15 protein-coding genes and 1 pseudogene are annotated in these 17,762 nt (G+C 63.8%); 3 read left to right on the forward strand and 13 right to left on the reverse strand.

All coding sequences use genetic code 11. The features are described 5' to 3' along the window. Positions 1-88: 88 nt before the first annotated feature. The 3 genes from E1748_RS05945 to E1748_RS05955 form a co-directional block, all read right to left on the reverse strand. Positions 89-1,192: an HlyD family secretion protein gene (locus E1748_RS05945; protein WP_205965197.1), complete on the reverse strand. Its 1,104-nt coding sequence runs from the start codon at positions 1,190-1,192 to the stop codon at positions 89-91. A gap of 96 nt (positions 1,193-1,288) precedes the next feature. Beyond that, complete coding sequence (locus tag E1748_RS05950) at positions 1,289-1,705, reverse strand: MarR family winged helix-turn-helix transcriptional regulator (RefSeq protein ID WP_133646200.1); 417 nt, start codon at positions 1,703-1,705, stop codon at positions 1,289-1,291. Positions 1,706-1,835: 130 nt separating this feature from the next. Then, a complete protein-coding gene (locus tag E1748_RS05955) occupies positions 1,836-2,261 on the reverse strand; it encodes a MarR family winged helix-turn-helix transcriptional regulator (protein WP_133646201.1) in 426 nt (141 codons plus the stop codon). 161 nt (positions 2,262-2,422) lie between these two features. Between E1748_RS05955 and E1748_RS05960 the strand changes: the two genes are divergently transcribed. Next, positions 2,423-3,610, forward strand: coding sequence for an MFS transporter (locus E1748_RS05960; RefSeq protein WP_133646202.1), 1,188 nt, complete (start codon positions 2,423-2,425; stop codon positions 3,608-3,610). 47 nt (positions 3,611-3,657) lie between these two features. Here E1748_RS05960 and phaP read toward each other — a convergent pair whose 3' ends face one another. Beyond that, positions 3,658-4,080 (reverse strand): phasin family protein, encoded by a 423-nt coding sequence (gene phaP, locus E1748_RS05965; protein ID WP_133646203.1) that lies wholly within the window; start codon positions 4,078-4,080, stop codon positions 3,658-3,660. A 362-nt stretch (positions 4,081-4,442) separates the two neighbouring features. Beyond that, complete coding sequence (locus E1748_RS05970) at positions 4,443-6,869, reverse strand: alkaline phosphatase family protein (RefSeq protein WP_133646204.1); 2,427 nt, start codon at positions 6,867-6,869, stop codon at positions 4,443-4,445. A 192-nt stretch (positions 6,870-7,061) separates the two neighbouring features. On the opposite strand from E1748_RS05970, the gene E1748_RS05975 reads away from it, so the two are divergent. Beyond that, positions 7,062-7,766 (forward strand): SH3 domain-containing protein, encoded by a 705-nt coding sequence (locus E1748_RS05975; RefSeq protein WP_133646205.1) that lies wholly within the window; start codon positions 7,062-7,064, stop codon positions 7,764-7,766. Positions 7,767-7,850: 84 nt separating this feature from the next. Here the strand turns inward: E1748_RS05975 and E1748_RS05980 are convergent, their stop codons facing one another. The 6 genes and pseudogenes from E1748_RS05980 to E1748_RS06005 all read right to left on the reverse strand — a co-directional run bounded on the left by E1748_RS05980 (position 7,851) and on the right by E1748_RS06005 (position 13,950). Next, a complete protein-coding gene (locus tag E1748_RS05980) occupies positions 7,851-8,195 on the reverse strand; it encodes a ribbon-helix-helix domain-containing protein (protein WP_133646206.1) in 345 nt (114 codons plus the stop codon). Positions 8,196-8,230: 35 nt separating this feature from the next. Further along, positions 8,231-9,811 carry a GMC family oxidoreductase gene (locus tag E1748_RS05985; RefSeq protein ID WP_133646207.1) on the reverse strand — a complete coding sequence of 527 codons (1,581 nt, stop codon included), beginning with the start codon at positions 9,809-9,811 and terminating at the stop codon, positions 8,231-8,233. A gap of 16 nt (positions 9,812-9,827) precedes the next feature. Further along, on the reverse strand, positions 9,828-10,439 hold the full coding sequence (locus tag E1748_RS05990; protein WP_133646208.1) for a tat (twin-arginine translocation) pathway signal sequence: 612 nt from the start codon (positions 10,437-10,439) through the stop codon (positions 9,828-9,830). A 49-nt stretch (positions 10,440-10,488) separates the two neighbouring features. After that, positions 10,489-10,887 carry a VOC family protein gene (locus E1748_RS05995; protein WP_133646209.1) on the reverse strand — a complete coding sequence of 133 codons (399 nt, stop codon included), beginning with the start codon at positions 10,885-10,887 and terminating at the stop codon, positions 10,489-10,491. Between the two features lie 254 nt (positions 10,888-11,141). Further along, a pseudogene (bamA, locus tag E1748_RS06000) lies at positions 11,142-13,385 on the reverse strand (outer membrane protein assembly factor BamA); the annotation flags it as partial. A gap of 166 nt (positions 13,386-13,551) precedes the next feature. Then, entirely contained in the window at positions 13,552-13,950 is a 399-nt protein-coding gene (locus tag E1748_RS06005) for a hypothetical protein (protein ID WP_133646211.1), read from the reverse strand. Between the two features lie 308 nt (positions 13,951-14,258). Between E1748_RS06005 and E1748_RS06010 the strand changes: the two genes are divergently transcribed. Continuing rightward, entirely contained in the window at positions 14,259-15,197 is a 939-nt protein-coding gene (locus tag E1748_RS06010; RefSeq protein WP_133646212.1) for a homocysteine S-methyltransferase family protein, read from the forward strand. A 49-nt stretch (positions 15,198-15,246) separates the two neighbouring features. Here E1748_RS06010 and E1748_RS06015 read toward each other — a convergent pair whose 3' ends face one another. Beyond that, the gene (locus tag E1748_RS06015) at positions 15,247-16,470 is read right to left on the reverse strand and encodes an MFS transporter (protein WP_133646213.1); all 1,224 of its coding nucleotides are present in this window, start codon (positions 16,468-16,470) and stop codon (positions 15,247-15,249) included. Positions 16,471-16,524: 54 nt separating this feature from the next. Beyond that, the gene (locus E1748_RS06020; RefSeq protein ID WP_133646214.1) at positions 16,525-17,667 is read right to left on the reverse strand and encodes a trans-sulfuration enzyme family protein; all 1,143 of its coding nucleotides are present in this window, start codon (positions 17,665-17,667) and stop codon (positions 16,525-16,527) included. Positions 17,668-17,762: the final 95 nt, after the last annotated feature.

Here is a 17,762-nt window from a genome sequence, read left to right on the forward strand (position 1 = left end):
CGGCAGATCGGCGGGATTGGTGGGTGCGGCGGGAGCGCGGGCGGCGAGGTTGAAAGTAGCGGCGGTCATGATGCGCGCGAGCCCTGGGTTACGAGCGCGCGGACGCGTCGTCGTGCGCGCTGCGGATATGCACGTCGACGTTCGCCGACAGGCCCGGGCGCAGCACGCCCTGCATGTCGCGCGGCACGTCGAGCCGCACGCGCACTGGCACGCGTTGCACGATCTTCGTGAAGTTGCCGGTCGCGTTTTCGGCGGGCAGCACGCTGAATGTCGCGCCCGTTGCCGGTGCGAGACTTTCCACCGTGCCGTGCAGTTCGCGATTCGATGCATCGAGTGACACGTCGACGGAATCGCCCGCGCGCATCTTCTTCAACTGGTCTTCCTTGAAGTTCGCATCGACCCACAGACCGCTCGCCGGCACGACCGTCAGCAGCGACACGCCGGTGTTCGCGAGCAGCCCGACGCGCGCGGTACGGTTGCCGATATAGCCGTCGATCGGCGAGCGGATCGTCGTGTATTCGACGTTCAGCGCAGCGACGCGCTGCGCGGCCTGCGCGGTCGCGACGCGTGCCTGCGCATCGCCGATCTGTGCATCGAGTACCGCGATCTGACGCTGCGCAGCGAGCAGCGCCGCGTTACTGCGGTCCACCGACGCACGCGCCTTCAGCAGATCCGCATCCGCACGCTCGACGACCTGATTCGACACCGCGTCGTCCTTCACGAGCTCGCGATAACGCGTCTGGTCGGATGCGCTGCGCGTCAACTCGGCACCCGACGCACGCACCTGCGCGGACTGCTCGTTGATCGTCGCAAGCTGCAGCGATTTTCTCGCCTGCAATTCGGTCACCGCGGCCTGTGCGCTCGCCACTTCCGCTTCGGCCTGCGCGAGACGCGCGTCGTAGTCGCGCGAGTCGAGCTGGATCAGCACCTGGTTCGCGTGCACGAACTGGTTGTCCTTCACGAGCACGTCGGTGACAAAGCCGTTCACCCTCGGCGCCATCACGGTGACGTCGCCGCCTACATACGCGTCGTCGGTCGATTCGATAAAGCGGCCGACGAACGCCCAGTACGACGCCGCGGCGGCAACCACGACGACCACCGTGACGATCGCCAGCAGCATCCAGGGGATGCGGCGCGGCGGATTGGCGGAACCGGCAGCATCCGGAGCGAGGGTCGATGGAGTAGTGGACATGGTCTCTGTGTGTGCTTATGCACTCTCTAGCGTTAAAAAAAAGCGCGTCGTGCGCCGGGTCTGGATCGATGCAAGCGTTGCAGGCGATGCGTAAAACTAGCTACCGGTCATGTCGAGCAGTTCGCGTCGTAAAGCAGCCGAACGCTGCGTGCCGAAGCGCTGCTCGAACTCGTTCTGCGCGGCACGCCAGTGGTTTTTCGCCGCTTCCAGCCGCGCGTGGCCCGCGTCGGTCAACACCAGCGACAGGAACCGGTGATCCGATGTCGATGCGTCGCTGGCGACGAGCCCGTCACGCTGCAACGGTCGAAGCGCGCGTAATAGCGTCGTGCGGTCCATCACCATCTCGTCGGCGAGCATGCGCATCGTCCGCCAGCGGCCGCTTCTCAACCGGAACAGGATCGAGAACTGCGTGATCGTCAGGCCGACGTTCGCGAGATGCCGGTCGTACATCTGCGACGCGTAACGCGCAGCCTGCCGGACTGCGAAGCAGTCGTCGTCCGGAGTTGATTCCATCGCTTCGCACCTCGCGGTTCGCACATCGCGGACGAAGTGCATATACACTCTATCAATCAAAAAATTTCCCGGATCGACTGCGTGCTACCCGTTGCAGTCGAAAACCGGGTGACTTCCTATGCCCTATGCCTTATGCAGCCGTCACGTCGAACAGTTCGCCGCGCAGCGCCTTCGCGCGCGTCTTGCCGAACTTGCTTTCGAATTCGTCCTGCGCCGCGCGCCATGCGATCACGGCCTGCTCGAACGTTGCCTCGCCCGCTTTCGACAGGCTGAACATAAACGTGCGACCGTCATGCTCCGATGCTTCCGACTTGACCAGCCCATCGCGCTGCAACGGCTTCAGTGCGCGCACGAGCGTCGTACGCTCCATCACCATCGAATCCGCGAGCTCGACCATCGTCAGATGCGGTTTGCGCGACAGCTTGGCGAGAATCGAGAACTGCGCCGCCGTCACGCCGACCTGCCCCATATGGCGCTCGTAGATCTGCGTGACGAAACGCGCCGCCTGCCGCAGCGCGAAGCAGTTGCACTCGTCGTAGGAAGGAGGTTTGTTCATGATGGGAAACTCTATATGTGCGTATGCACCTTGTCAAGCAAAATTGCAGGGGTGAACGGATTGCGGTATGGTCCGGAACCGGGATAACCGAAGCCGAGCCTCGAAACCCAGCTGATCCACCGGTGCGCAGACCGCGCGCCGCTCTATATCGGAAGGGCTTCATGGACTCGCGCATCTACTGGCTGGCGGCGATGGTGTTTCTCGCCGGCATCGACGAAAACATCTGCATCGGCATTCTGCCGGCCATTTCGGCCGATCTGCACGTCTCGCTCGCGTCCGCCGGGCAACTCACCACGATCTTCTCCTGCGTGTTCGCGCTGACCGCGTTCGGGCTGTCGCTACGCATTGCGCGAAGCGATCGCAAGCGGTTGCTGCTCGCGGCGCTCGGCGTATTCGCGGCGAGCAATCTGCTGGCGGCCGCCAGTCAAGGCTATGCGCTGCTGTTCGCGGCGCGCATCGCGATGGCGGCCAGTTGCGCGACCGCGATTCTCGTCGCGACCCGCGTCGCCGCCGATCTCGCCCCCGCCGACGCACGCGGCCGCGCGATCGGCATCGTATTCATGGGCATCAGCGGATCGCTGGTGCTCGGTGTACCGGTCGGCATGACGATCGCGGATTTTGCGGGCTGGCGCGCGGTGTTCGTCGCGATCGCGCTGCCGGTGCTGCCGCTCGCGGTCTACCTTGCGTCACGGTTGCCCGAGTCGCGGCCTGCTGTCTCGGCCGCACTCTCGTTGAACGCTTACCGTAAGCAGCTCGCGCATCCGAAGATGCTGTGCGCGCAGCTCGTGTCGGTTGCGATGATCGGCGGGCACTTCACGCTGTTCGCGTATCTGACGCCTTATCTGCAGACACGGCTCGCGCCTTCGGCCGCCGCGCTGACGCTGCTGTATGCGGCGTTTGGCATCGCGGGTGTGACAGGCGCATGGCTCGGTGGATGGTTTTCGGATCGCGCAGGTGCGGCACGCGCGCTGGTCGCGTGTCCGGCGGTATTTCTGCTGGCGATGGCGACGCTGCCGCTCACGGGCCGCAGCGCCACGCTGTTCGTTCCCGCGATGATGGTATGGGGCTGCATCAGCTGGTCGATCTCGCCGATCGTGCAGAACTACCTGATCCGCAGCGCACCGGCGGCTGCGGATGCGAACGTCGGCATCAACGTGTCGGCGATGCATCTGGGAGTCGCGCTCGGCGCGGGGGCTGGCGGTGTGCTGGTCGAACGCGGCGCGCTGCTCGCGACGCCGTGGGCCGGGTGCGCGATCGTCGCGCTGGCGTTAATGCTTGCGTGGGTGTCGACGCGGACGGCCACGCCCGTCGATGCACAAACCAGGCCCGGCCGGATCGCGGACGCCTGAACGGCACGGCACGTCATCACGCAACGTGCCGCCCGCAATCCTGCGCGTTACTTCTTCTGCTGCAACAACGCCTTCAACTCGGCGACATTCTCGTCGACCCGTTTCGCGATCACCGCATACGACTCTGCCTGCGAACGGTACGCGGCCTGCGCGAGTTGCTGCATGTCCGCGAGCGCCTTGTGCAAGGTCTGCTGGACCAGTTCCGCAGTCTGCGCCGACGGCGCGCCACCCGATGTCGACACTTGCGTAGCCAGCGACTGCAGCTCGCCGAGCGTGCTGCGCAGCATGTCCTGCTGCTTCTGAGCGAGCGCCTGCATGCCCTGCAATGCCGTCTGATTCGCGGTCACCAGCGCCTCGACGTCCTTACGGCGTGCTTCCATGATGGCGGGCACATCGAAGCCCGGCAGCTTGAACTGTTCGAGCAGCTTGAAGAAGTCGCCAAACGGATTGGCCGGGTTCGGTTGTTCCATGCTCGAGTCTCCCTGACGTGCGCGCAGTCCCTGCGCAATGGGTGCGCCGCCCGCTGACGACGCGCCTCACGATCATGCACGTTAGCGGGCCGTTACGCCAGCGCGACGATATTGCGCGGCGCGCCATGGTGCTGCTGCGGGCGGGATCACGGAGTAGCGGGTTGCGTGTCGCAGGGCGGATCCTTCGTCATCTGCCTGGCCGATGCGGCTCGCGGATGTCGAGATCGAACTTGCCGTCGAGCCGGGCGGCCGTAGCGTATCGAGGAAATCGCCGCGGTCGCGATGGTGCAAGGCACCGCGTCGATGCGCGCGTTGCTGTGCGCGTCGACGTGCGCCGGCCCTGGTCGCCGGATCGCGCGTGACTATTTGCGCGGGGTTTTGCGCGGGCGCTTGCCGTGCGTCGTCACTGGAGCGGCCGGTGCGCTCGGTGCATCGGGTGTGGCGGCGGTCTGCTGCGCGCGCCCCTGCGAGCGGACCATCCAGTGCTCGACGGCTTGCGCGCGGGCAGGCAGATCCGTCGCGCCGGCAGCAACGCTCCCGTCATTCGCTTCTTGCGCGACGTTCATATCGCCCGCCCGCGCGCTCGCCGCGAAGCCAGGCGATGTGCTCGTGGCAGACCCACCAGCATCTTTCATCAGCAGTTCCGCGTATGCAACGAGCGCGGCCTGCGCACCATGAAAATCGTCCGGTGCATCCACTGCATCGTCAGCGCGCGCAGGTGCATCCGGCGCATTCGCCATCATCATCGCAGCCGCCTTCTGCGCCCCCGCAGCAGGCACGACACGCTCAGGCGTGTCCTCGCGCGGCTCCGCAAGCGACAGCGCATGCGCAAAACTCGAAATCGCATTCACGCCAGGCGCCGGCCGGATGCGTCGGCACAGATACGGCAGCCCCCACTTTTCGCATGCATAGCGCAGGATGCTCGTGTGATCGTAGACGGTGTGATCGACGCCCTGCTTCACCCATGGCGACACCAGGATCGCAGGCACACGCACGCCGAGCTGATTGAACGCGAACGGATTTGCGGAATCGGTGTAATCGTCGGGGGCGACGGTCGGTGGCGGCGTCACGTGATCGTAGAAGCCGCCGTGCTCGTCGTAGGTGACGATCAGCAGCGTGGACTTCCACAGATCGTCGTTCGCACGAATGCGGTTGTACACGTCGGCGATCAGTTGCTCGCCCGCAGGCACGCCTACCGGCGAATGCTGATCGTTCTCGACGCCGAAGATGCCCGCAAAATAGCGCGGCTCGATGAACGCATACGACGGGAAGTCCTTTTCGTCGCCGTCGCATGCGTCGTGGAAAGCGCTCATCGACTGATAGCCGCTACCGAAGAAACGCGGCTTGAGCTGGTTCAGCACGATCGATTGCGGAATGCTGTCGTGATAGATCTTCCACGACACGCCTGCGCGGTCGAGGCTGTCGTAGAGCGTCGGTTGCGTATAGCGGCCGAAAAACGCCTCGACCGTACCCGGCGTCAAGCCGTTGGGCATCGTGACGTCACCGAGACTCGTGCCGCTATGCACGAAGAGCCGGTTCGGCCACGTCGGCCCAGGCAGCGACGAAAACCACGCATCGCAGATCAGAAAATTCTTCGCCAGCGTGTGCAGTACCGGCAGATCGCCGTCCTTGAAATACGCCATCACCTGGTCGCCGTCTTCCTCCGGCGAACCTTGATTCTCCTTGCGGTACGCATCGATGAAATGCGCCATCCTGTCGCTCATCTGCTCGCGCACGTCGACGAACTCATGAGGCACATTGAAGTTCTTGCGCACGAACGGTTGCGCGATCGGCTGCTGCGCGACCGTGCGATTGAACGGCGCATCGGCGTTGGTGCCCGGATGATCCGGATCGACGCCGTTGATGTCGGCGTCGAAGCTCGCGCGCAATGCGCCGAGCATGTGATCGAACGAGCGGTTCTCGAGCATCAGCACGACGACGTGACGAATCGGATCGGCAACGGGCTGCGGTGTATCGGACAGTCCCGCCTGTGTCGCCCCGAGCACGGCGCCGACCGCAGCGCCGACCGCAGTCAGACCCAGCCCCGGTGTGCCGGGCACACTACCGTCCTCCGAATGACTGCGCCGATACACGCGACCGCTATGCTCGGCCGCCTTCAGATCGAAGCGCCGCCGCGCAGTGCGATCGTGACCGAAGAACTGTTTGCTGCTGCCCGACGCCGGATCGAAATAGCCGATATAGCCCCCGGGATTCACGCCGAACGACTGTAGCGATGTCCCGCAGAAATCGTTACGCACACTGTCGTCGGTACCGACGGCGAAATACGGCGGCAGCACGAAGTTCGACACCGACACGCCGTCGATCTCGTAGCTCTGCCCCTGCACCGCATCGCACATCTCGAAGTAGTGATAGACCGTGCGTGCGGGCGCATCCGGATTGGGTCCCTGAACAAGCAGATTGCACTGCGGATCGCCGATCAGTTCGAGGGCTTCATGCGACAGCGTCGTCGACCATTCGTCGCCGAGCGCGCGGCACAGGTCCAGATAAACGAAGCCGTATGGAATGCCCGCGAGGTCGCGTGCGTGATAGCCGAGCGCATCAGGCGATGCGGCCGAATCGACGACGTAGAGAATCGCATCGCCGCGCAGCTCCGCGAGCTGGTCCAGCGATGCGGACGGCCCGGCGGGTCCGTCGACGCGCAGCCGACCGCCGAACGCCCAGTAGGGCTCGAAGTCTTCGGCAATCTGCCGGTTGATTGCGCGCACGACGCGGTGCATCTCGCGCTCCGCAATCGAGCTCGACCGGTTCACGACGGAGATCTGGAACATGCGCGCTCCTTCTGTTCTCGCTGCGTCGCATCGTATGCCGTGCCCGCGGCGATCCGATGTCCGCCCCAGTTATAGACGAACCGGCCGCACACTTTTACATGGGGAAAACGCGCAGACCCACATGCCGCTGCAACGCGCACACATCATCAAACCGGTGTACCGTCGTGAAACCGCATCGACCACGGAGACGTCATGCACAGACTGTTTGTCCGCGTCGCGCTGATGGCCGCACTAGGCGCAAGCCTGTCGCCAGGCACGGCATCCGCGCAAAGCCAGGCTTACACGACCGCGTCGGTGAATGTCCGAGCCGGCCCCGCATCCGACTATCCAGTCGTCGCACAGTTGCCGGGCGGCGCGGCCGTGTCGGTGATGGGATGCGTGAGCGGCTACACGTGGTGCGACGTGACGGTGCCCGGCGTGCGCGGCTGGGTCTACGGCGGCAACCTCAGCTCTGCGTATCAGGGTAACCCGGTGCCTCTGATGAGCTACGGGCCCACGATCGGGCTGCCGATCGTCGTGTTCTCGCTCAATACGTATTGGGGCAGCTACTACCGGAATCGTCCGTGGTATCGGGATCGCTCGCGCTGGGCGAATCGTCCGCCGCCGCGTCCGCGTCCACCGATTCACGGCGGCCGGCCGCCAGGCAACGGCAACGGATATCGACCCGGACCGCGACCCGGCCAGGGCAACGCGCGTCCACCGGGACAGCGGCCACAACCGGGTCAAGGTGCGGGTAGGCCTGGACGGCCGGGTGGATCTCAAGGTGGCGGCGTGCGTCCGGGACGTCCTAGCCCTGGTGCGCAACCGGGCGGTGGTCGACCAGGTGGTGGTCAGGGCCGCCCAGGTCAGGGGCGCCCTTCACAGGGCAATGCGCGGCCACCTGGCGGGCGGCAATAGCAGCAGACAGCGGAGGCAACAGCCAGCCTCCGCATCTTCACTGCGATGCCATCGCGCGCACCACCATCGACTGCGACAAAAACGTTACACGGTCTTCAGAATCCGCGGCCGCGTCGCCTCGGCTGGCAGCGGCGTAGACGCGGACGGCGCCGCGCCGCTTTTGTCGGCCCGCATCGACAGATAGCGCAGACAGCACACCCGCAGGAACGATGCGAAGTTGCCCGGCACCTCGCCGCGCAACGTGACCAGTTCGTCGTAGAGCTTCACGGCGAACTGACTCGTGGTCAGCCCTTCGCGCGACGCGATTTCGTGCAGCACGTCCCAGAACAGGTTTTCGAGCCGCACGGTCGTGATGACGCCGTGAATCCGCAGCGAACGGGTCCGCGACTCGTACAGGATCGGGTCGGCGTTGATGTAGATATTGCACATGCGCTGTCTCCTCGCAAACGATGCGCCGCAACCGGTTACACGGCATGCCGCGACATCTGCGCGGCGATGTGGTCCGCCTGACGGATCGCGAGCGTGACGATCGTGAGCGTCGGGTTTTCCGCCGCGCCGGTCGTGAACTGGCTGCCGTCGGACACGAACAGGTTCGGCACGTCGTGCGTCTGGCCGAAGCTGTTGCATACGCCGTCGTCGGGCCGTGCGCTCATCCGCGCGGTACCCAGATTATGCGTCGACGGATACGGCGGCACACGATAGACGGTCTTCGCACCGGCCGCTTCGTACACCGCGCTGCCCTGTTTGAACGCATGCTCGCGCATCGCTTCGTCGTTCGGATGATCGTCGAAATGCACATTCGCGACCGGCTGCCCGTACTGATCCTTCACGTCGGTATTCAGCGTCACGCGGTTGTCCGCGCGCGGCATATCCTCGCCGACGATCCACAGGCCCGCCGTGTACGCGTACTGGTCCATCGCCTGCGTGAACTTCGGTCCCCATGCGCCGGGATCGAGAAACGCCGCGTAGAACGGCAACCCGAGCGAAATCGTCTCCAGGTGATACCCACCCGCGAAACCGCGCTGCGGATTGAACACCGCCTCGTCTTCGATGATACCGGCCATCGTCGTGCCCTTGAACATGTCGACCTTGTTCTCGAACACCGCATACACCGAGCCGGTCGTGTGCCGCATGTAGTTACGCCCGACCTGCCCCGACGAATTCGCGAGCCCCTGCGGAAAACGTCCGGAATGCGAGTTCAGCAGCAGCCGCGGCGTTTCGATCGAATTGCCGGCCACCGAGACGATGCGTGCCTTCTGCCGCTGCAGCTTGCCGTTGCCGTCGTAGTACACGACCTCTTTCGCGCGGCCGCGCGTATCCGTTTCGATGCGCACCACGTGCGCCTGCGTGCGCAGTTCCATATGACCGGTCGCCTGCGCGCGCGGCAGTTCGGTGTAGAGCGTCGACCACTTCGCACCGGTACGACAGCCCTGAAAGCAGAAGCCCCGTTGAAAACAGTGACTTCGACCGTCGCGCACGATGCTGTTGATCGCCATGTGCCCGGTATTGCACTGCTTGTAGCCGACCTTCGCCGCGCCCGCCGCCATCACCTTGAAATTATTGTTGCCGGGTAGCCCAGGCAGTCCGTTCGTGCGTGTCACGCCCATCTTCTTCTCGGCGCGATCGTAGTACGGATCGAGATCGGCGCGCGTGACCGGCCAGTCGAGCAGGCTTGCGTCCTTGATATCGCCGTAATGCGTCTTCGCCTGAAATTCGTGCGGCTGGATGCGCAGGCTCGCGCCGGCCCAGTGTGTCGTCGTGCCGCCGACGGTCTTGCAGATCCACGCGGGCAGATTCGGAAAATCGCGTGCGACGCGCCACGTGCCCGATGTTGTCCGTTTGTCGAGCCACGAGAGTTGCTGGAATGCGCCCCACTCGTCGGTAAGGAAATCGGCCTGCGTGTGCAGCTTGCCTGCTTCGAGTACGACGACGTCGATGCCCTTCTGCGCGAGTTCGTTCGCGAGCGTCCCGCCGCCGGCGCCGGAACCGATAATCACGACGACGTGACCGTCGTTGTGCGAGAACCGTACCTTGTTCAGATCCATGTGTCGTCTCCGGTGGTCAGCTATCCGAGGGAATCGGGCCGCTCTCGTCGGCGGGAGGGTCGGGCAGCCACGACAGATCGTTGAAGCCCTTGTGCAGATAGCCCGCATCGCCTTCCGATGCGCCGTAGCCGAAATGCGCGTACGCCATGTCATTGCTGTACAGCGACACGATCGCGGTGCTGCGCACCGTCGTGAAGAACGGCGTACCAGCGAGCGCGGCGACGTCCTGCGCCTGCTGCTCGGGCGAGCGCGTGGTCCACGATGCGTGTCCGAGCGCATCGAGCTGCTGCACGCCGTCCGCGAGCTGGCGGCGCACGGCCGGATCCTTGCGCGCCTTGCCGTCGAGATCCTTCACGACGAGTGCGTAAACCGCGTTGTCTAGCGTGGGATGCGGATAGAGTTGTCTCGTGAACGTGAGCAGCACTTCGCCCTGATGCGAGTCGAGGCCCTGCAGCTCGACTGCCCATACGCGGCTCGGCGCGAGCGTCGTGAGCACCGACGAAAATGCGAGTGTGCCCATCAGCACACCGGTGCCTTTGAGCCATTCGCGCCGTGTCAGCGCGATGCGCGGCGGCGCTGCCTGCTGCACGGAGGCTTCTGGTTGTATGGGGATAGTCTTTATTGTCATGCCCGTCTCCTGGGTTATCGATGTCGTGTACGGGATGTCGCGAGCGTCGTCATCCGTAGTGGCCGTGACGCTCCAGCACTTCGATCTTGTAGCCGTCTGGGTCTTGAATGAAGAAGTAACGTGCAATCAGCGCGCCGTCGTCGGCGTGGAATTCGCGCAGATCGTTCGGTGTGTAGCCGAGATCGATCAGACGTTGCCGTTCGGTCCGCACGTCGTCGACGCACACGGCCACGTGGCCATAGCCGTCGCCGTGCGTGTACGGCTCATCGTGTCCTTTGTTCCACGTCAGCTCGATCTCGGTGTCGGTTTCCGCGTTGCGCAGATACGCGAGCGTGAAGTCGGGAAAATCGAGCCTGTGCGAGACGTCGAGACCGAACGCCTGCTGATAGAACCGCAGCGATCGCTGCAGATCCTGAACGCGGATCATCGTGTGGATCAGTTTGGCCATGCACCTCCTCCGTCCGTGTATTCATCTGTTGCGTGCCCCTTCGAACAGCAGTGTAGGGACGCCAACGCGGCGGAGGTAATGCACGGCTAAATCGGCTTAGGGATTTGCCCTATGCTGCACGCGCGTCGGTCCGACGCGGGTTCTCGCGTGTGTCATGCGGGTGAGGTCCGATGCGCGGGCGATGGGACAGCGACCGCAACGCAGCAAGTGCGTGCGGCCCGCGACGCGGAGAAAATGACGTGCGCACCAACGCGCTAGAACGACGTCCCAATCTGGAACTGGAACTTCTGATACTGATCGCCCGCGTGACGAACGACCGGGAAACCGATATCGAGCTTCAGCGGCCCGATCGGTGAGATCCATTCGAGGCCCACACCGTAGCTGTAGCGCAGCCCGTTCGCGCCGGTGCTGCTACTGCCTTCGCTGCCCCACACGTTACCGCCGTCGAGGAACGAGAACACGCGCAGCGTGCGATCGTAGCCGGTGCCCGGCAGCGGGAACGTCACTTCAACGTTCCCGACGATCATTCTCGAGCCGCCGATCGGATCGCCCGTGCTGGTATCGCGCGGCCCGAGCGAACCCGACTCATAGCCGCGCACCGAACCGATCCCGCCCGCGTAGTAGTTCTTGAAGATCGGATACGGCTTGCCGTCGAGCCCGTTGCCGTAGCCCGCCTGGAAATTCAGCCCGAGCACGAAGCCGCGCGCGAACGAGTAATAGTATTGCGACTGCACGTCGGCCTTGTAATACGGCGTGGTGCCGAGCGGCGTGCCGTACTCCGCGTTGGCCTGCGCGAAGTAACCGCGACTCGGCACGAGCGCGCTGTCGCGCGCGTCGCGCGACCAGCCCACCGTCAGCGGAATGTTGTTCGACACGCGGCCGAACTGGCTCACGTAATCCTTGTAGCTTTGCGGCGTCGCCGAGTCGGTGTCGATGCGATCCTGTTCGATCCCGGTGCCGAAGTACACCATGTCGTTTTCCGAGAACGGAATGCCGAACTTCAGATCGGCGCCGAGCGACACGATCCGGAAACTCGAATCGCTCGAGTAGTACAACGGCTCCGTCGTGCGCCAGTAGACGTCGGTGATGCGCTTGATGCCGTCGATCGTGAAGTACGGGTCCACCTGCGTGACGCTCAGCGTGCGCGCCGTCGTCGATGTGTTCACGTTGACCGACAGGCTCGTGCCGGAGCCGAACACGTTGTCCTGCGACACGCCCGCAGAAATGATCGGCCCTTCGCCGGACCCATAACCTAAGCCGAGCGAAATCGAACCGGTCGGCTTCTCGGTCACCTTGATGTCGACGTCGACTTCATCGGGCGTGCCTTCGACAGGCACTGTCGTCACATCGACGTCGGTGAAGTAACCCAGGCGATTGATCCGGTCTTTCGACAGCGCGAGCCGCGTCGAGTCGAACCACGCGCCCTCGAACTGACGCATCTCGCGGCGCACGACTTCGTCGCGCGTCCGCGTGTTGCCTTCGATGTTCACGCGCCGCACGTACACGCGTTTGCTCGGATCGATTTGCAGCGTCAGCGCGACCTTGTGATGCACCTGATCGATGTCGGGCACCGCGTTCACGGTCGCGAATGCGTAGCCATATTCGCCGAGCTTGTCGACGAGCGCCTTCGTCGCGGCCTTCAGTTTTTCCGCCGAGAAGCGTTCGCCTGCCTTGATCTTGACCAGCTTGTTCAGCTCGGCCTCGCGGTCGAGCAGATTGCCGGCAAGCTTCAGGCTGGAAATCGTGTACGGCTCGCCTTCATGCACCGTCACCGTCAGGTACATGTCCTTCTTGTCCGGCGACAGCGACACCTGCGTGGACTCGAAACTGAACTCGAGATAACCGCGATTCAGATAGTACGAGCGAACGTTTTCGAGGTCGCCGGTGAGCTTGTCCTTCGAATACAGATCGTTCTTCGTGTACCACGAGAACCAGTTCGGCGTGGACAGCTGCATTTCGTCGCGCAGCGTGTCCGTGCTGAACACCGTGTTGCCGATGAAGTTGACCTGACGGATCTTCGCGCTCGGCCCTTCGATTACCGCGAACAGGATCGCGATGCGGTTGCGGTCGATCGGCGTGATGGTCGTCGTGACTTCGGCTGCGTAATAGCCGCGCGTCAGGTACTGGCGTTTCAGCTCCTGCTCCGCGCGATCGACGAGCGCCTTGTCGTAATAGCGTCCTTGCGACAGACCGACCGCGGTCAGCGCCTTAGTCAGGTTGTCCTTGTCGAACTCGTGAATGCCGGAAAAATCGATCGTGCCGATCGCCGGTCTTTCCTGCACCTGCACGATGACGACATCGCCTTCGGTCGAGATCTTCACGTCGTTGAAGAAGCCCGTCTCATACAGCTTGCGGATCGCTTCGGAGGCCTTGTCGTCGGTGAAGGTATCACCCTGCTTGATCGGCAGATACGAAAACACCGTCGTCGGTTCGATGCGGCTCAAGCCTTCGATACGGATGTCGCGCACGACAAATGAATCCGCCGCATGCGCGGATAGTGCGAACGTGCCTGCGCCCACCAGGGACAGGGCTTTGGCGCAGCGCGCCGAGAGAGTCTGAAACGTCATGCAGCGCAGTGAGAAAAGTAACGACGCAAGCACGCGAACGGCAAGCGTTCGCGTGGGCAACGCGGCACGGGCCGCGCGGAATCGGGTGTTCGCGTCGCTATTGCATGCGCACGCCCGCTGGTTTGTGCGGCTTCGCAAGACCGGTGCTCGCCGCGAGCACTTCGGTCAGATGCGTGGCCTGCGTCCGGTCGATGCGAAACGACAATTCCGCGCCGCCAGGCAGACGGAACGACAGCACGAGATGCCGCGCACTGCGCACGTCGCCGGCGACCTGCCATGCCTCGCACGGCATCGCAAACTTGCGGCTCTGCTGATGATGACGAATCCGCTCGGACCAGCCGATCGCATTCGCGAGCGCCGCAAGCAGTTCATGCATCACCGAGCAATGCAGCGCGATGCAGTCGGGCTGGTTGCTTTTCAGCATCAGGTACTGACCGTCCGCGGTGATTTCGAAACCGTTGAGCGAATCGATGGCGAGTGCGACTGGCGATGACATAAGGACACTCCCGTTTCGATACCGACGTGCGAATGTAGGCACTATCCGCACGCGGATGTTTACCTACGGATTACTGATTTTTTCTTTCACCCAGGTGAGGATTTCGTCGTGCATCGGGCACGCATTACGAGCCCTTACCCGAAGCATCGAAATGGCTTGCAACGGATTGCATCAAGCTGGATTTACCCGCACCAGATGGAAGAATGAATATCTGCCGCACCCCTGAAATGTCTGCGAACGGGCGCCTAAACTGAGGGGCATGGCGAAGGTTCGATCGATGAACCTGCTGCACACCTGGGAGTAGTTCGATGGACTTTCTGGAACGCGTGAGAACGGCACCGGCTATCCTCACGGAAGGCGCGATCGTGACGCGCCTTGTCTATGAGTTCGGGTTGTCGGTGCCCGATTCGGCGAGCTTTGTACAACTGTTTCAGGACGACGGCCGTCGTGCGCTGACAGCCGTCTATAAAAGCTACATGGCCATCGCCGCGCAATACGACATCCCGATGCAGGTCGGCACCGCGACGTGGCGCGCCCATCCGGATGGCCTGGTCAAGCAGGGCTTCACGGCGCCTGACGATTTGAAGAGAGTGAATGAGGAAGCGGTGGTCTTTCTGCAGGACCTGCGTCGCTCGCTTCAGCTGGAGGGGATCGTCTATATCGCCGGCGTGATCGGCCCTCGGGTCGACGGCTACGATGCCGCCGGTGCGCCCAGCGCTGACGACGCCCATGCGTACCATGCGGCACAGGCCGAGGTCCTCGCCGCGAGTGGCGTCGACGTTCTGTACGCGCCGACCTTCGCGAGCACCGGGGAACTGGTCGGCCTTTCCAGGGCCTGCGCCGCGACGACGCTGCCTTACGTCCTTGCTCCGGTCATCAACGCTGCCGGTTATTTGCCGGATGGCGTATCGCTTGTAGATGCCGTTGCACGGATCGACGCGAGCGTGACGCGGCCGCCGCTGCATTTTCAGGTCGGCTGTGTCCATCCGGCTCATTACCTCGATGCGTCGACCCACCCGACATGGCCTGGCTCAGCGAGAGTGTTGGGCTTGCAGGCCAACGCATCGGCATTGCCGCCCGAGGAGCTGGAGAAAATCTCGCACGTTGCAGGCGATGATCCCGAGGCGTTCGCCGAACACATGACAACCCTCTATCGGCGTGGGGCCAGGATTCTCGGAGGATGTTGCGGAACAAGCGAAGCTCATCTCCGCGCATTGGCCCGCCGGCTTGCGGCGGAAACCGTGTAAGGCAAGCAGCGTTTGTCCGCGTTGTCGAGTGCGGTATGACGCGGTCCGTTCAGCGCCGCGTAACGTCCGAACGCCGCAGAACCGGCGCGAATCCGATCAGGCCCAGGATGGGACCAGGCAATAGCAGCCAGGCGGCGTCGAGCCCGATGTGCTCGTACAGATGCGTAATCGCCGATATCGACACGACGGTGATCGCAAAGCCGATCGAATTCTGGATCGCCAACGCACTGCCGACCAGTTCGCGCGGACAGGCCTGCGCCGACAACGCCGAGAACTGCGGCGAGTCGGCGATCACCGATGCGCCCCACGCAATCAGCAACGCAAACAGCGCAACGGGCGGCAAAAAACGCCAGCCCAGTGCAACGATCAGACAGCACGCCCCCGACATCGCAAGCGCACCGGCCGCGACCTTCGCGCTGCCGATCCGGCGCGACAGCACACCGCCGAACCAGCACGCGGGCGCGCCGATCGCAATGATGCAGAACGATAGCCCCGCAATACCTCCCGCGTGAATGCGAGCAGCAAGCGCAGCGCCCGACACGAACAGCGGCACCACCGTCCAGAACGCGTACAGCTCCCACATGTGGCCAAAGTAACCGAGCGCTGCGCCACGATAGCCGCGATTGCGAAAGGCATCGAGTACGTGAGGCGGCCTGGCGGTGGACGCGGTCAGCTTGCTCGCGGAACGAGCGTCGACACGTAGATGCGGACCGTCGCCCAGCGCGTAGATCATCAACGCACCTGCCAGCGCCAGAACCGAAGACGCGTCGATGACCCACTGCCACGGCAGATCCGCGCCGGCCACCTTCAACGCATGCGGCAACGCGGTGCCGAGCGTCAGCATCGCGACGAGTTGCGCGAGCGCAGGCCCGGTTCTTTCGGGTGCCCAGCTGACGATCAGCTTCATCCCCACCGGATAGATGCCCGCGAGGGACACGCCGACCAGAAACCTGAACGCCATTCCGCTCGCCACGTCGTGTGCGAACCACGCGAAGCATGCATTGAATAACGCACCGAGAATCGCACTGCACACGAAGATCGAGCTCGCGCGAAAACGGTCCGCGAGACCGCCGATCGATATGCCGAGCGCACCGGCAATGAAGCCAGCCTGCACGGCGCTCGTCAGCCAGCCGATGTCGGCGGCACTCGCATGCCACGCGTGCATCAGGTCACCGGCTGCGCTGTTCGCGCTGAACCACAGCGACGTGCCGAACAGCTGCGCGAGCGAAATCGTCGCGACGGGTCCGATCCGGTCGATGAGCCACGTGCGCACGCGGCTTACCCATCCAGCGATGCGAGGTCGATGTGTCGTCACAATCGCAGCCTGCTACGCGCGCTCCAACGCCTGGGTCAGATCGTCGATCAGGTCGTCGGCATGCTCGAGGCCGACCGACACGCGCAACAGTCCTTGCGGTGTCTTGCTGTCCGGTCCCTCGATCGATGCGCGATGCTCGATCAGGCTTTCGGTGCCGCCGAGACTCGTCGCCCGCGCGAAGATCTCCACATTGCCCGCGACCGCCATCGCAGCGTCCTTGCCGCTCGCCACCTCGAACGACAGCATGCCGCCGAAGTCGCTCATCTGCCGCGCTGCCAGCGCATGGAACGGATCGTCCGGCAGCCCCGGATAGTGAACCACCGACACCTTCGGATGCTCATGCAAGAAGGCCGCAACCTTGCGCGCGTTCGCGCAATGCGCCTGCATCCGGTACGGCAGGGTCGGCAGGCTGCGCATCAGGAGCCAGCAGTCGAACGGCGACGGCACGCCTCCGCCCAGCAGTTGTGCCTGGCGAATCTGCGCAAACACGTCATCGTCGTGCAGCGAGATCACAGCACCGCCGAGCACGTCGCTGCGGCCGCCGAGGTACTTGGTGGTCGAGTGCATCACCATGTCGCAACCGAGCGTCAGCGGGCGCTGCAGCGCGGGCGACGCGAACGTATTGTCGGCAATCGCGCGGGCGCCCGCGCGATGCGCAAGCTCGGCCAGTGCGGCAATATCGACGCATTGCAGCAGCGGATTCGACGGCGTTTCGATCCACACGATGCGCGTGGTCGGACGAATCGCTTCCGCGACGTTATCGAGGCGCGTCATATCGACGAAACTCGTCGCGATCTGCCACTTCGCGAACAGATGCTTCAGGACGTTCGCCGTGCCGTGATAGATATCGGCGGGCGCGATCACATGGTCGCCCGGCTGCAGTCCCTGCATGATCGCCGTGACCGCTGCCAGCCCCGAACCGAACGCAGCACTGGCCGCGCCCCCTTCGAGCGCGGCCAGTGCCACTTCGAGGCTGTTGCGATTCGGGTTGCTGTTGCGCGAGTACAGGAAGCCATGCGGATAGCTGCCGTCCGCATCGCGTTCGAACGTGGTAGACAGATGAATCGGCGCAGTCACCGCGCCCGTCGTGGGATCGACTCCGTGGCCGGCATGAACGGCCAGCGTTTCGAAGCGATAGCTTTTAGATGTTTTCACAGCAAGGATCTCCTGATGAATAATCGCGCCCGGCGCGTCGAGCGCCGATGCGTCGCAAATCGAGTGGCTGGACGGGTGGATTCTCGAAACGGCAC

It is taken from the genome of Paraburkholderia flava (assembly GCF_004359985.1).
Lineage (GTDB): Bacteria > Pseudomonadota > Gammaproteobacteria > Burkholderiales > Burkholderiaceae > Paraburkholderia > Paraburkholderia flava.